Annotated in this window: 15 protein-coding genes; 5 read left to right on the forward strand and 10 right to left on the reverse strand. The window is 69.6% G+C overall.

Annotated elements, in window-relative coordinates:
• Positions 1-199: 199 nt before the first annotated feature.
• Positions 200-859 (forward strand): rhomboid family intramembrane serine protease, encoded by a 660-nt coding sequence (locus M1L60_RS17460; RefSeq protein WP_253238492.1) that lies wholly within the window; start codon positions 200-202, stop codon positions 857-859.
• Here M1L60_RS17460 and M1L60_RS17465 read toward each other — a convergent pair.
• The 3 genes from M1L60_RS17465 to phoH2 form a co-directional block, all read right to left on the reverse strand.
• Positions 856-1632, reverse strand: a complete 777-nt coding sequence (locus M1L60_RS17465) for a S1 family peptidase (RefSeq protein ID WP_253238493.1) — start codon at positions 1630-1632, stop codon at positions 856-858. The two genes, M1L60_RS17460 and M1L60_RS17465, sit on opposite strands and share 4 nt — an antisense overlap.
• A 68-nt stretch (positions 1633-1700) precedes the next feature.
• The gene (locus tag M1L60_RS17470; RefSeq protein ID WP_253238494.1) at positions 1701-2432 is read right to left on the reverse strand and encodes an aggregation-promoting factor C-terminal-like domain-containing protein; all 732 of its coding nucleotides are present in this window, start codon (positions 2430-2432) and stop codon (positions 1701-1703) included.
• A gap of 288 nt (positions 2433-2720) precedes the next feature.
• Positions 2721-4130, reverse strand: a complete 1410-nt coding sequence (gene phoH2, locus M1L60_RS17475; protein WP_253238495.1) for an RNA 5'-3' helicase PhoH2 — start codon at positions 4128-4130, stop codon at positions 2721-2723.
• Positions 4131-4400: 270 nt separating this feature from the next.
• On the opposite strand from phoH2, the gene otsB reads away from it, so the two are divergent.
• On the forward strand, positions 4401-5207 hold the full coding sequence (gene otsB, locus M1L60_RS17480; RefSeq protein WP_253238496.1) for a trehalose-phosphatase: 807 nt from the start codon (positions 4401-4403) through the stop codon (positions 5205-5207).
• Here otsB and M1L60_RS17485 read toward each other — a convergent pair.
• The 5 genes from M1L60_RS17485 to M1L60_RS17505 all read right to left on the reverse strand — a co-directional run bounded on the left by M1L60_RS17485 (position 5204) and on the right by M1L60_RS17505 (position 10842).
• The gene (locus tag M1L60_RS17485) at positions 5204-5986 is read right to left on the reverse strand and encodes an isoprenyl transferase (protein ID WP_253238497.1); all 783 of its coding nucleotides are present in this window, start codon (positions 5984-5986) and stop codon (positions 5204-5206) included. The two genes, otsB and M1L60_RS17485, sit on opposite strands and share 4 nt — an antisense overlap.
• A 32-nt stretch (positions 5987-6018) precedes the next feature.
• Positions 6019-7143, reverse strand: coding sequence for an NAD(P)/FAD-dependent oxidoreductase (locus M1L60_RS17490; protein ID WP_253238498.1), 1125 nt, complete (start codon positions 7141-7143; stop codon positions 6019-6021).
• 49 nt (positions 7144-7192) lie between these two features.
• On the reverse strand, positions 7193-7918 hold the full coding sequence (locus M1L60_RS17495; RefSeq protein ID WP_253238499.1) for an SDR family NAD(P)-dependent oxidoreductase: 726 nt from the start codon (positions 7916-7918) through the stop codon (positions 7193-7195).
• A 261-nt stretch (positions 7919-8179) separates the two neighbouring features.
• Positions 8180-9016 carry a hypothetical protein gene (locus M1L60_RS17500; protein ID WP_253238500.1) on the reverse strand — a complete coding sequence of 279 codons (837 nt, stop codon included), beginning with the start codon at positions 9014-9016 and terminating at the stop codon, positions 8180-8182.
• A gap of 29 nt (positions 9017-9045) precedes the next feature.
• Entirely contained in the window at positions 9046-10842 is a 1797-nt protein-coding gene (locus tag M1L60_RS17505) for a phosphoenolpyruvate carboxykinase (GTP) (RefSeq protein WP_256516634.1), read from the reverse strand.
• A 260-nt stretch (positions 10843-11102) separates the two neighbouring features.
• Here M1L60_RS17505 and M1L60_RS17510 point away from each other — a divergent pair, with 260 nt between their 5' ends.
• From M1L60_RS17510 to M1L60_RS17520, 3 genes are read left to right on the forward strand one after another with little or no spacing between them, the layout of a single operon-like run.
• The gene (locus tag M1L60_RS17510) at positions 11103-11843 is read left to right on the forward strand and encodes a sigma-70 family RNA polymerase sigma factor (RefSeq protein WP_253238501.1); all 741 of its coding nucleotides are present in this window, start codon (positions 11103-11105) and stop codon (positions 11841-11843) included.
• Positions 11824-12435, forward strand: coding sequence for a GtrA family protein (locus tag M1L60_RS17515; protein WP_438862121.1), 612 nt, complete (start codon positions 11824-11826; stop codon positions 12433-12435). Before M1L60_RS17510 ends, M1L60_RS17515 begins: the two co-directional genes overlap by 20 nt.
• A 27-nt stretch (positions 12436-12462) precedes the next feature.
• A complete protein-coding gene (locus M1L60_RS17520) occupies positions 12463-12990 on the forward strand; it encodes a GtrA family protein (RefSeq protein WP_253238503.1) in 528 nt (175 codons plus the stop codon).
• Here the strand turns inward: M1L60_RS17520 and M1L60_RS17525 are convergent.
• Complete coding sequence (locus tag M1L60_RS17525; RefSeq protein WP_253238504.1) at positions 12971-13543, reverse strand: PH domain-containing protein; 573 nt, start codon at positions 13541-13543, stop codon at positions 12971-12973. The genes M1L60_RS17520 and M1L60_RS17525 overlap by 20 nt on opposite strands.
• 4 nt (positions 13544-13547) lie before the next feature.
• A complete protein-coding gene (locus M1L60_RS17530) occupies positions 13548-14399 on the reverse strand; it encodes a biotin--[acetyl-CoA-carboxylase] ligase (RefSeq protein ID WP_253238505.1) in 852 nt (283 codons plus the stop codon).
• Between the last annotated feature and the right edge of the window lie 2 nt (positions 14400-14401).

A 14401-nucleotide genomic window follows, 5' to 3' on the forward strand; every position in this document is an offset into this window, starting at 1 on the left:
GGCAGGGTCCGCCCACTGGAACGGCGGACGGGGCCTGCCATCGCGACAACCTGATTGTCTGAGAACTACCTGATGGCAGGGTCCGCCCACTGGAACGGCGGACGGGGCCTGCCATCGCGACAACCTGATTGTCTGAGAACTACCTGATGGCGGGGTCCGCCCATTGGCGGGGCCTGCCATCGCCTGGAACTATCGAAAGATGAGTTACGGGGAGCAGGCGCGCGCGGACGCAGCGGCGAAGTTCGGCACGGACGCTTTCTACGCGTCCCTGGGGCGGGCGTTCGTCACCATGTGCGCCGTCATCCCGGTGCTCTTCCTGGTCGAGGCGATCGACGTCGGCATCGGCTCGGGCCAGCTCGACGTGGCCGGCGGCATCATCCCGCATCGCATCGACGGGCTCGACGGCGTGCTGTTCAGCCCGTTCCTGCACGCGGGGTGGGACCACCTCTACGGCAACGCCGTCCCGCTGATCCTGGTCGGCACGTTCGCGCTGGCCGGCGGCACCAAGCGGTTCATCTGGTCGACCTTCGTGATCATGCTGGTGAGCGGCCTCGGCGTCTGGTTCGTGGGCGACCCCAACAGTGTGGTCGTGGGGGCCAGCGGCGTCGTCTTCGGTTACCTGGGCCTGCTGCTCACCCGCGGCCTGGTCGAGCGCTCGTGGTGGAACCTCGGCGTGGCCGCGTTCATCGGCCTGCTGTATTGGTACCAGCTCTACAACATCCTGCCGACCGACCAGCCGATCTCATGGCAGGGCCACCTGCTGGGCCTGCTGGGCGGCGCGATCGCGGCCATCATCTTCCGCCGCAAGCGGGTGCGCCCGGCCTCGTCCCCCAGCAGCACCTCGACGCTGGAGTTCTAGCGCAGCTTGCGCACGGCGGCCTTGATCGCCGGGCGGAACGTGGAGAGCTGGGTGTAGACGCCGGGGTACCCGTCTCGCGCGCACCCCAGGCCCCAGCTCACGATGCCCACCTGCACCCATTCGCCGTGCCGGCCGTGGCCGACCATCGGGCCCCCGCTGTCCCCCTGACACGTGTCGACACCGGGCGACCCGGCACAGAGCTGCTCATCCGACACCAGGGTCACCCCTGCCTTCTGGTACGCCAGGGCGCATTTGTCATCCGGCACGGTCGGCACGCTCGCGTAGTGCAGGCGCTCCTCCTGCTGCACGGAGTCCTCGCGGGTCAGGCCCCATCCCATCACCACGTACTTGCCGTCGCCGATCACGTCCCGGCCGATCGGCAGGGTCGGCAGGTGCAGGTCCCGGTCGAGGCGGACGACGGCCCAGTCGTCACCGCGGACCTCGTCGATGAAGCCCTCGGCCCGGATCACTCGTTCCGACTGGGCGGTCCGGGCCCGGCGGGATTTGAGGTCGGTGACACCGGCGGTGACCACGATGCTCTTGTTCTTGCCGGTGCCGTCGACGCAATGGCCTGCGGTCAGCACGATCCGGGGCTCGATCAGCGTCCCGCCGCAGCCCATCGAGAGGCGCACCGCCCACGGGAACTTGCCCTGCGGCGCCACCAGCCCGCCGATCACGTCGCGGGCCGGGCGCGCGTCGCTGATCGCTCGAGCGGGCTGCCCGCCGAACAGCAGGACCGCGGCCAAGGCCAGCAAAGCGGCTTTTCGGACCATACAGACATTTGATCACAGCAAAACGGGCCGCGCGATTAGCCGCGCGGCCCGTCAGAATGCTCGTCTACTTAGTACCAACCCACGTCCTGCGAGTGGCCCCACGCGCTGCACGGGGTGCCGTAGCGACCCTCGATGTAGCCGAGACCCCACTCGATCTGGGTGGCCGGGTTGCTCTTCCAGTCGCTGCCGGCCGAAGCCATCTTCTTGCCCGGCAGGGCCTGCGGGATGCCGTACGCACCCGAGCTGCGGTTGGTGGCCTTGTGGTTCCAGCCGCTTTCCTTCTTCCACAGCTTCTCGAGGCACGAGAACTGGGAGATCTTGAAGCCGGCGTCGAGCATCAGGGCACAGCCGGTGGCCCGGTTGCCGCTGAACTCGTCGCACGAGGCGGGGATGTCGCCGGTGAACTCCGGCGTACTGCCCGAGCCCTCGTCGCTGTCCTTCTTGGCCGCCTCTTCCTCGGCCTTCTTCTTGGCCGCCTCGGCGTCCGCCTTCTTCTTGGCGATGGCCTTGGTCTCGACCTTGTGCGCCTGACCGGCAGCGGCCTTGGCCGCGCTCGCGGCCGTGGCGGCGGCGTCACCCTCGGCGGCCCGGCGGGTCGCGCGGGCGGCGGCATGCTCGGCCTGGCGCTGCTTCAGCAACTGCACGTCGTCGACCGCGGCTACCCGCGCGACGGTGCCGGCCTCAGCGGTCTGCTGCTGGACTTCGTTGTCTTGTCCGAGGTAGATGCCGGTAGCCGCGCCCGCAACCAGCAGGCTGACCGAGGCAACTCGAACTCCGACCCGGCTCCAGAGCCGATTCACGAAGGTTCCCTTCGTCGGGGGCAATGACGCGGCGCCGGGCCCCCGCGAAGGTGGCCAGACACGCCGCGAGCACCGCGACCCACCGGCTCGAAAAGTTGATCTCCGATCACGATGAACACGCTTGGCGCTCGTCAGACACCATGGCCCACGGTGAAGTGGATGTGAAATGGCGACGCGCTCTTGTGAACTTGCTCACATGAATTCTACGCTCAAACCGGGTGAAAAAACCCGCCGATCACGACACTCCGGAGGGGAATCCGTGATCACACCACGGATTCTCCTCGCTACTCAGAGTGGAATTTCTTCGAGCAGGTCGGTGACCACTTCGGCGATCGGCGACCGCTCGGAACGGGTCAGCGTGACATGGGCGAAGATCGGGTGGCCCTTGAGCGCCTCGATCACCGCCGTGACGCCGTCGTGCCGGCCCACCCGCAGGTTGTCGCGCTGGGCCACGTCGTGGGTGAGCACCACCCGCGAGCCCTGACCGATGCGCGAGAGCACGGTGAGCAGCACGTTGCGTTCCAGCGACTGCGCCTCGTCGACGATCACGAAGGCGTCGTGCAGGCTGCGCCCGCGGATATGGGTCAGCGGCAGCACCTCGAGCAGCCCGCGGGCCATCACCTCTTCGACCACGTTGGCGTGCGCCACAGCGCCCAGCGTGTCGAACACGGCCTGGGCCCAGGGCGACATCTTCTCGTTCTCGCTGCCGGGCAGATAGCCCAGCTCCTGACCACCCACGGCATAGAGCGGACGGAAGACGATGACCTTTTTGTGACGGTTGCGCTCCATTGTGGCTTCGAGTCCGGCGCACAGCGCCAGCGCCGACTTGCCGGTGCCGGCCCGGCCGCCGAGCGAGACGATGCCGATCGACTCGTCGAGCAGGATGTCGAGGGCGACCCGCTGCTCGGCCGACCGGCCGCGCAGCCCGAACGCCTCCCGGTCGCCCCGGACCAGCCGCACGGTCTTGTCGGGGGTGACCCGGCCCAGCGCCGACCCGCGCGGCGAGTGCACCACGAGGCCCGTGTGACAGGGCAGGTGGTCGACCTCCTCCAGTTCCAGTTCCTCGCCGCTGTAGAGCGCGTTGACCTCTTCCTCGCCCAGCTTCAGGTCGGCCATGCCCGTCCACGTCGGGTCGCTGGCCTGCCCGTGGCGGTACTCGTCGGCCGTGAGTCCCACCGAAGCCGCCTTGACCCGCAGCGGCATGTCCTTGCTGACCAGCGTGACCTCGCGGCCCTCGGCGGCCAGCCCGAGGGCGACCGAGAGGATCCGGGTGTCGTTCGAGTCGTTGCGGAAGCCTTGCGGCAAAACGCTCTGGTCGGCGTGGTTGAGCTCGACGCGCAGCGTGCCGCCCTCGTCGTTGCAGAGCACGGGCTGGTCGAGCCGCCCGTACTTGATCCGCAGTTCGTCGAGAAGCCGCAGGGACTGCCGCGCGAACCACCCGAGCTCGGGATGGTGACGCTTGCCCTCCAACTCACTGATGACCACCAGGGGAATGATCACCTCGTGGTCGGTGAAGCGGCGGAACGCCGCCGGGTCGGACAGCAGGACCGAAGTGTCCAGAACGAAAACACGGCCCGCGGGGGCCGGTTCGGCGTCAGCGTGCCTGTCCCGGGTCTTGCGCCCGGTGCGCGCTGTGCTGGGGGAGACTTCGGCGGCCGAGTCGCGGGCGACGTCGGCATCTGATCGGCGAGATGTCACAGGCCTGCTCCAGCGGCGGGCGTGCAACCCGGTACGCCCGCGGTCCGCGCCTCCGGCGGCCCGTCTCATGCACGGGGTCGGATTGCGGGGCCCCGTGGCGTACTTTGTCGCAGGTCCGGGCCAACCGGCTGGCTCGGGATGACCCCGTGCCATGACTCAAACGCTAGCGGTCAACTGCGCTACGCGGTAGTACGCAAAAACGGGTGACGGACGACGTCCAGGCAAATTTCTCCGGCATGAAACGTCACCTGGTCCGGGTAATCTGACGACGTGGCACAGACTCCGCGTCCGACCCATCCGCCGAGCATCGACGAGGCTTGGGCCTTCACCGCCGCCCACGCATCGGCGACCACCTTCTTCTTCGACTTCGACGGCGTGCTCTCACCCGTCACCGACGACCCCGACGCGTCCCAGCCCGCGCCGGCCGTCCTCGGCACCCTGCAGCGCCTGGCCGGGGTGGTCCAGCGCGTCGCGATCGTGTCGGCCCGCCCGGTGAGCTTCCTGCACTCCCGGTTCTCCTCGCTCGAGCACGTCGACCTCTACGGGTTGTACGGGCTCGAGGTGTGGCACGACGGCAAGGTCGTCACCAACCCCGCCGCCGAGCCGTGGGTGCCCGCGATGGCCGAACTGGCCGAGCGGGCCCGGGCCGAGCTGCCCGCGTCGACCCTGGTCGAATACAAGCGGCTCTCCGTGGCCCTGCACTACCGCACCGCCCCGCACGAGGCGCCCGCGGTCGAGCGCTGGGGTCACGAGCAGGCCGAACAGCTCGGGCTGCGGGTCCAGGCCGGTCGCATGGTGGTCGAGCTCAAGCCCCCCGTCGACCAGGACAAGGGCATGGTCATCACCGAGGGCGTCCGCAACGCCGGGTGCGCGTGGTATTTCGGTGACGACATGTCCGACATCAAGGCGTTCGACGCGCTGCGTGCCCGCGAGGCCGTCGACCCGTCGTTCTTCGGGGTCGCGGTCGCCGTGGCCAACCCCGAGACGGGGGCCGAGGTGTCCAGTGCGGCCGACCTCACGCTCGACTCGCCCGACGCGGTCGCGGCCTTCCTCAGCGAGGGACTGACGAGGTTCTAGGCGCCGTAGCGGCGCTGCCTGCTTCCGTACGACCGCAGCGCGCGCAAGAAGTCGATGCGGCGGAAATCGGGCCAGTTGGCGTCGTGGAAATAGAACTCCGAGTGCGCCGACTGCCACAGCAGGAAGCCGGAGAGCCGCTGCTCCCCACTGGTGCGAATGACCAGGTCGGGGTCGGGTTGCCCACGGGTGTAGAGGTGCTCGGCGATGTGCTCGACGTCGAGTATCTCGGCCATCTCTTCGATCGTGCGCCCGGCCGCGGCCTGCTCGTGCAGCAGCGACCGCACGGCGTCGGCGATCTCACGGCGTCCGCCGTAGCCGACGGCCATGTTGACCTCGACCCCGACCGTACGGCCGCGGGTTTTCTCTTGAGCCGCTTTCAAGGTCGCCGCGGTGGCGGCGGGCAGCACGTCGAGCGCGCCCACCATGCGCAGCCGCCACGGGTTGCCGTCCTCGGCCAGTTCGGTGGCCAGATCTTCGATGATCTTCACGAGCGGGTCGAGCTCGGCGGCCGGCCGCTGCAGGTTGTCGGTGGCCAGCAGATAGAGCGTGACGTGCTTGATGCCGGCCTGGTCGCACCAGGTCAGCAGCTCTTTGATCCGGGTCGCGCCGACGCGGTGGCCGTCGTTGGGGTCGACGAAGCCCATCTCGCGGGCCCAGCGGCGGTTGCCGTCACACATGACGCCGACGTGCTGAGGCACGGGCTTGCCGGCCAGCTTGCCGGCCAGCCGACGTTCATACACGCGGTAGAACGGAGTGGAAATCAACGACCGCAGACTCATCGCTTAAAACCCTAGCCCTTGTCGGCGACGACTCAAGGGGCGGCCGGGTGACGGTGGCCCAACCGCGAGGCGATGCGACCGATCGTGCGGAGGTCGAAAACTCCGTCGCCGAGGCCGAGCTCCACCATCCGGTCGAAGACCTCCCCATCTCGGGCAGCCGCCGCCACCGCGGCGTCGACCACCCACGACTTGCGGGTGAGCAGAGCCGCGAAACTCGAGTGCCGAAGATGCCGGCCGAGGCGGTGACGAAGAGCACGCCCGTACCGTTCGGCGACCCGTTCCCCACCGGTCGCGGCCACCGCACCGGCCAGCGCTCCGGACAGGACGGCATAGAAGATGCCCTCCCCCGTGAACGGGTTGATCAGCGACAACGCGTCCCCCGCGAGCAGCACCCGCCCCCGCGCCGGCGGCGGCCGATGCGTCGACAACGGCAGGTGATGCCCCCGCAGCCCGGTCGGCTCACGGCCCGGCAGCAACGTCTCGAGGCGTTCCACGAGGTACGCCCGGGACAGCGGCACGCCGCGCAGGACCTCCCCGTACCCGACGTTCGCGGCGCCGTCCCCCAGCGGGAACTCCCACGCGTAGGCCGGCCAGCGCGCCCGCGTCGTGACGATGACCTGCTCGGTGGTGTTGCTGGTGCGCGCGTAACCTCTGAGCGCGACGGCCAGGTGCCCCGGCGGGTTCACCGGGAACCCCAGCGCCCGCCGCACCACCGAGCCCGCACCGTCGGCACCGATAAGCACTCCCGCCCGCCACCGCCCGTCGATGACAACACCGCCATCCACGGCCCGAACCGACCGTACGGTGTGTTTGCGCAGTTCCGCGCCGGCGTTCACCGCCGCCCGCAGCAACCGCTCGTCGAAGACTCGCCGCGGCACAGTGTGCGCCGCCCGGGGTAGCGGCCGCGCCACCGCCGACCCACCCGGGCCGACCAGCCGCAGCCGCTCGATCGCCGGGTAGCCGTCGGTGACGCCGTACACGCCGAGTCCTTCCAGGACGGTGACCGCGTCAGCCGCGATGCCATCACCGCACGGCTTGTCGCGAGGAAACTCGGCCCGGTCGAACAGCGCCACCGAGGCGCCCGCCCGCCGGGCCGCCAGCGCAGCCGCCGACCCGGCCGGACCAGCGCCGACGATCGCGACATCGAACTCCTGCATACCGAGAATCCTCGGTGATGAGCGGCGCCGGAGCATCCCCGGTCGCACGTCAGAAGATGATGTCACCATCCCGATCGACGAACCGCCCGGAGCCGTGACCGGGGCCTTCGGTGGCCAGCGCGACAACGGCGTCGGTGCCCTCGGTGACGGTCTGCGGGCCGGAATGTCCGTTGAAGTCCGTCGCGGTGTAGCCCGGGTCGGCGGCGTTGATCCGCATGTCCGGCATCGCCTTGGCGTACTGGGTGGTCAGCATGGTCAGCGCCGCCTTGGACGACGTGTAGGCCGGGAAGACCGCCTTCGACTCGGCCCGGGCCGGGTCGTGCGTGGCCGCCAGCGACCCCATCCCGCTGCTCACGTTGACCACGACCGGGTCGGCCGAACGCCGCAGCAACGGCAGGAAGGCCTCGGTCGTACGCACCACGCCGACGACGTTGACATCGAGCACCTCGCGGATGTCGGTGACGCTGGTCGAGCCATACGTGCCCGGGATCCCCGCGTTGTTGATCAGGACGTCGACGCGTCCCTCGTGCCGCTCGACGTCGGCGGCGGCCGCGGCCACCGACTCGTCGTCGGTGACGTCGATGCGGACGAACCGGGCGCCGATCGTCCCGGCGGCGGCCGCACCCCGGCCGGCGTCGCGGGCGCCCAGCAGGACGGTGTGGCCGAGCTCGACGAGCCGGCGGGCGGTCTCGTAGCCGAGACCCTTGTTGGCCCCTTCGGTCGGGCCGATCGCCGTCGACTGCGACGTGCTGAGCGACGGCGACGCCGAGCTCAAGCTGGTGGTCCTCACCGCTGCGGCAGGCAGCGACGACGAGATCAAACTGCGCCTGGCCCTGCTGTCCGGTGTGCTCTGAGGAGCGCACGCCGCCGGTTTCATCGCGTCGATATCGATTGCGCGGTCTGCTCCCGGTTCCTGGCGTCGGTCGCATTCGACGAAAGGACGAGCGGATGGGTCCGATCTTGCGCCGCCTCGAACCTGAGGACTGGCGATGCCGGCGAGACCTGCGGCTGGCCGCGCTCGACGATTGACTCAGGCTCATGCGGCTTCGAGCTTGACTGCTCGGTGCAGCGCGTACCAGGTCAGCAGGCCTGCGACCAGCAGTGGAGCGCCGTCGCGGATGAGGCCGTCCACGCCGAGCAGGAAATAGCAGAGGGGCAGGTCCCACAGCAGCACGAAGAGGGTCAGCCAGCCCAGGTAGCGGCGCGCCCCCGCCTTGCCGCGGAGCAGGAAGAACGTGCCGAGCAACACCGCGTAGCTGACGCCGATGCCCGTGGCCAGCCAGAACAGGACGGCGAGCAGCCATTCCGGGCGGTCGCGCAGTTCGCCGAACGAGATCAGACACGGCACGAGCATCAGCGGGCTGTAGGTGAACGCCGTGATGCGGGCCGTCAGCAGCCAGCCGGTCACCGGCGCCCGGCGTGGGGCGGCCTCCTGCATGCGGACGCCGTCGCGGGTGAACACCAGGCGGTTCGGGTGTCGCACCAGGTGTTCGCGGACCACCGGGTGCCGGTAGAGCATGGCGACCACGGCCCCGCACAGGATGACCAGCACCGCGAAGCCGGCCACGCCGGGGAGTGGGGGCAGGCCGGAGCGCGGCACGACCAGGCGGCCCACGGCGAAGATCGTGGTCACGGCCAGGATCAGGCCCAGCGGGCGGGCGACGGCGCGGTTTCGCCGCACCTGCCGGACGAGCAGGAGCCAGCCGAGGGTACGCAGCAACGCCCAGCCGGTGCGCACTGCCAATCCGAAGCCGTGCGATGGCGCGTACAAGTAGTTGAAGACCTCGACCACGACGGTGGCCGCGGCCGTGGCCAGCAGGAGGGCGGTCAGCACACTCAGCGCGCGTGGCCGCCGCTCCGCATCGATTGTCACCACCGGGTCTTACCCGGTGGGCGCCGGAATCAGGCCAGGCGGGCCTTCAGCGCGTCCAACTCGGCCCACAGCACGGCCGGCAGTTTGTCGCCGAACTTCTCGAACCACTCGGTGACCTGCGGGATCTCGGCCAGCCACTCGTCGCGGTCGACGCGCAGCGCCGCTTCCAGCTGCTCGTCGGTGAGGTCGAGGCCCGTACGGTCGAGGGCCGCCACGGTCGGCACGTGGCCGATGGGCGTCTCGACTGCCTCACCGCGGCCGTCGAGTCGCTCGACGATCCACTTGAGGACGCGGCTGTTCTCGCCGAAGCCGGGCCACAGGAAGCCGCCGTCCTCGTCGCGGCGGAACCAGTTGACGTAGAAGATCTTCGGCAGTTGAGCAGCGTCGCCGGGGGCGCCCTTGGCGATGTCGATCCAGTGCTGGAAGTAGTCGCCGGCGTGGTAGCCGATGAACGGCAGCATCGCCATCGGGTCGCGGCGGACGACACCGACCTGGCCGACCGCGGCCGCCGTGGTCTCGCTGGACAGGGTGGCGCCGAGGTAGACGCCGTGGACCCAGTCGCGGGCCTCGGCGACCAGCGGGACGGTGGTCTTGCGGCGGCCGCCGAACAGGATCGCGTCGATCGGCACGCCGCGCGGGTCGTGGTATTCGTCGGCCAGAATCGGACACTGCTCGATCGGCGTACAGAAACGGCTGTTGGGGTGGCTCGAGGGGGCGTCCGACTCGGGGGTCCAGTCCTCGCCCTTCCACGAGACGAGGTGGTCGGGGGGCGTGCCCATGCCCTCCCACCAGATGTCGCCGTCGTCGGTCAGGGCCACGTTGGTGAAGACCGAGTTGCCGCGGGCCAGCGTGCGCATCGCGTTCGGGTTGGTGTGGAAGTCGGTGCCGGGGGCGACCCCGAACAGTCCGTACTCCGGGTTGGTGGCCCACAGCCGGCCGTCCTCGCCGAAGCGCATCCAGGCGATGTCGTCGCCGACCGTCTCGACCTTCCAGCCGGGCAGGGTCGGCTCGAGCATGGCCAGGTTGGTCTTGCCGCAGGCCGACGGGAACGCGCCGGCGACGAAGCGGACCTGCCCCTCGGGCGAGGTCAGCTTCATGATCAGCATGTGTTCGGCCAGCCAGCCCTCGTCGCGGGCGGCCACGCTGGCGATCCGCAGCGAGTAGCACTTCTTGCCGAGCAGCGAGTTGCCGCCGTACCCGGAACCGAAAGACCAGATCTCGCGGGTCTCGGGGAAATGGGAGATGTACTTGGTCTCGTTGCACGGCCAGGCGACGTCGGTCTGGCCCGGATCGAGCGGGGCGCCCACCGAGTGCATGGCGGGCACGAAGTCGGCGTCGGAGCCCATCGCCTCGAGCACGGCCGAGCCCATCCGCGTCATGATCCGCATGCTGGCGACGACGTAGGGGCTGTCGGTCAGCTCGACGCCGAACATGGGCTGTTCCGCGTCGAGCGGTCCCATGCAGAACGGCACCACATACATGGTGCGACCGCGCATGCAGCCCCGGTACAGCTCGGTCATCGTCGACTTCATCTCGGCCGGGGCCATCCAGTTGTTGGTGGGTCCGGCGTCGGCCTCGTCGGCCGAGCAGATGAAGGTGCGCTCCTCGACGCGGGCCACGTCGTTCGGGTCGGTGCGGGCCCAGAACGAGTTCGGCTTCTTCGCGGGATCGAGGCGCACGAGCGCGCCCGACTCGACCAGCGTGTCGGTGATCGTGGCCCACTCCTGGTCGGAGCCGTCGCACCAAACGATGCGGTCGGGAGTGGTCAGGGCCGCCATGTCGTCGATCCAGGCGGCGAGGCGAGCGTGTTTTCCAAAAGCGGGCAAGTCGTGCTCCTTCGGTCGGCGCTGACCTACGAGATGGCTCAGCCTAAGCCGCCGACACTGTGAGTTCATCGGCCGTTGCTGTGGATAACCGCACAATCCTCGGTCTCGATGCTCGTACGCGATCGATCCTTCACCGAAGAGCGCAACTCCGCGCAACGGCCGGGCACGCCCGACGAAAGGTCGACTTTCGCAAAACGGATATAACCGCCTAAGCTGGTTGTCATCGGGCTTTCCTCTTACTCCCGCCGTAGGAGGCAGGAATGACGCCGGACACCGAGCTCTTGGCCGCCGTCCGGGCCGGGGACACTGCGGCGTACGGGACGCTCTATGAACGCCACCGCGCGGCCGCCCGCCAGCTGGCGTGGGGCCTGACCAACGACCCGGCCGACGTCGACGACCTCGTGGCCGAGACGTTCGCCAAGGTGTTCGCCTCACTGCGAGCCGGCCGCGGGCCGCTGGTCGCCTTTCGCGCGTACCTCAACACGACCATGCGGCACGTCTGCTACCACCGGGCCCAGCGGGACCGGCGGCTCGAGTTCACCGACGACCTCACCCGGTACGACGAGGGCCAGCCCTACGTCGACCCGGCGCTCGACCGGCTGGAACGCAACTACGCCGCGGCCGCATTCCGCCAGCTGCCCGAGCGCTGGCGTGACGTGCTGTGGCAGACCGCCGTTGAAGGGAACAGCCCGGCCGAGGTGGCCGGGATGCTGGGGATGACGCCCAACGCGGTGGCCGTGCTGGCCCATCGGGCGCGGGAGGGGCTGCGCAGCCTCTACCTCCAGCAACATGTGACGACCGCCGACCACCCCGAGTGCCGGTGGGCGGGTGACCGGCTCGGCGTCCACCTGCGCGGGCGACTGGCCCCGCGGGACGGCAACCGGATGCGCGTCCATCTGGGGTGGTGCGCCGAGTGCCGGAAGCGAGTGGCCGAGATTGCCGAAATCAGCGAGATCCACCCTCCGTACCGGCAACGTGACCATGCGGAGTCCAGCGGTTAAGACTCGCCAACGAAAACAGCGGTCCGTGACTGCCCCCGGTACTCTCGGGACCGTGCCCGAATCCTCGTCGACGCAGCCGACCGGCCTGCGCCACCGGCTCCGGGCGCTGATTCGCGAGCTCGGGAAGTTCGGCACGGTCGGCGGCGTCGCGTTCGCCATCGACGTGGCGATCTTCAACGTGCTGCTCCAGGCCGGTTTCGAGACGCTGATCGCCAAGACCATCTCGACCGTGATCGCGACCACCTTCGCCTTCGCCGGCAACCGGTTCTGGACCTGGCGTCACCGCGCCCACACGAACATGGCCCGGCAGTACACGGTTTTCTTCGTGCTCAACGCCATAGGGCTGGGCATCGGGCTCGCCTGCCTGGCCATCAGCCACTACGGTCTCGGGCAGCTCTCCCCCGTCTTCCAGACCCAGCTCGCGGACAACATCTCGGGCCAGCTGGTCGGCACCGCAGCCGGCTCGCTGTTCCGTTTCTGGTCCTACCGCCGGTTCGTCTTCCCGGCCACGACCCCGCCGGGCACGCCACCACGACAGGAGCACAGCGCGGCCGGTCCAGTGCCGCCGTCCCCCATTCGTGACACGGCGTAACAGCCCTCTCTCCCGTAAGGTTGCTCAATGCCTTCAGCTCGCGCGCTGACGGAACACCTGCGCCGTCTCGCCCCCGAAGTTCTGGCGTTCGGCGTCATCGGTGCCGGAAACACCCTGCTCTACCTGGTGATCACGTGGGTCGCGCTGCCGATCGGCGCCGTCAAGGCCAGCGTCATCGCCACCGTGGTCACCACCACGCTGGCGTACATCGCCAACCGGTACTGGACCTATCGCAACCACAGCCGCACCGCGCTGCGGCGGGAGTACACGCTCTTCTTCGGCTTCAACCTGATCGGCATGCTCATCCAGTCCGGGTCGATCGCCATCGGCAAGTACGGCTTCGGGCTGACCGAGGCCGACGACGCGCACGCGTTCATGGCCGTCACCGCTGTCGGCATCGTGGTGGCCACGGTGTTCCGGTTCTGGGCCTACCGCACGTTCGTCTTCCTCAAGCCGCCGGTCGACGGGCACGAGGGCGATCTGGCCGAGCTGGACGCGGTGGCCGGCCTGGCCGAGCTCAGCACCGAGGACGAGCCTAGCCGCGCTGCTTCCTGAACAGACCCTTCCGCTGTACGGGGACCTCGGGCTCGATCTCGTCCGCGTCCTCGTCGTCCGGGCGCAGCAGCCGGTCCTGCTCGATCAGCTCGTAGAGCAGCGTCTGCACCTGCTGGGCCCGGGGCACCGCGGTCAGCACCACGGCCTGCTCGCCGATCGAGTCGATCTTCAGGGTGCCCGTGCCGAACGCCCGGTCGAGCACCGACTGGTTCACCACGTGGTCGTTGACCCGGTTGAGGGGCAGGTCCCGCCGCTCCCGGGCGATCACGCCGTCCTGCAGCAGGATCCGCTCGTCGGTCAGCACGTAGTGGGTGCACCGCCAGATCACCAGCGGCGCCACCCCGTACCGGACGCCCTGGTAGAGCATGATGGCCGCGATCACCAGGAAGGCGACGCGGCCGCCCTCGGTGCTGGGCAGCATGACCCATGCTCCGGCGGTCACGACCACCGCGAGCAGCGTGAGCAGGCCGGGGCCCAGGGCCGTCTTCCAGTGCGGATGCAGGTGGAGGACGAGCTCTTCCTCCTCGGCGAGAACTTCAGCGGGGAACGCCACGCCGTCAGCGTACGTGCAGCACGTCACCCGCTGAGACTTGATGCACAGTGCCGTCCGCCGTCCGGACGACCAATTGACCGGCCCCGTCGACCTCGGTCGCCTCGCCGGTGATCGTCTCGCCCGCGGGCAGCAGCACCCGGACCTGCCGGCCGATGGTCGAACAACCCCGGCGGTAGGCCGCGAGCAGCCCGGACATCTCCGCGTCGCCGCCCGCCTCGCGCCAACCCGCGTACCAGGAGCCGAAGCCGCGCAGCAGTGCCCGCAGCAACGGATCGCGGTCGGTGACAGCTGCCCCGGCCACCCGCAGTGACGTGGCGGGCAGCCCGGTGGTCTCGGGCAGCTCCTCGGCCCGGGTCGTCACGTTGAGCCCGATGCCGAGCACGACCGCGTCACCCGACACCTCGGCCAGGATGCCGGCGCACTTGCGGTCATTCACGAGCAGGTCGTTCGGCCACTTCAGGGTTGCCTCGACCTCGGCCACCCGCTCGATCGCCTCGCGCAGGGCCACACCGGCCAGCAGCGGCAGCCAAGCGAAGGTGGCCGGCGACAGGGTGCGCCACTCGTGTTCACGGTCGGGCCGGCCCGGTCGCAACAGGACACTCAGGGTGAGCCCGGCCCGAGGCGGGGAGACCCACTGCCGGTCGCGGCGGCCCCGGCCCGCGGTCTGCTGCTCGGCCACCACGATCAGGCCCTCGGGCACACCTTTGGCTACCGCGGCGTTGACGTCGGCGTTGGTCGAGGCCGTCTCGGCGACGACCTCGACCCGCGTCCACAGGCTGCCCGGGGTCACCAGCGCGCGTTCGAGCGAGCGCGGCGACAGCGGAGGTCGGTCGAGGTCCGTGAACGGCGAGGACATTG

The sequence above is a fragment of the Paractinoplanes aksuensis genome, assembly GCF_024137025.1.
GTDB classification, from domain to species: domain Bacteria; phylum Actinomycetota; class Actinomycetes; order Mycobacteriales; family Micromonosporaceae; genus Actinoplanes; species Actinoplanes aksuensis.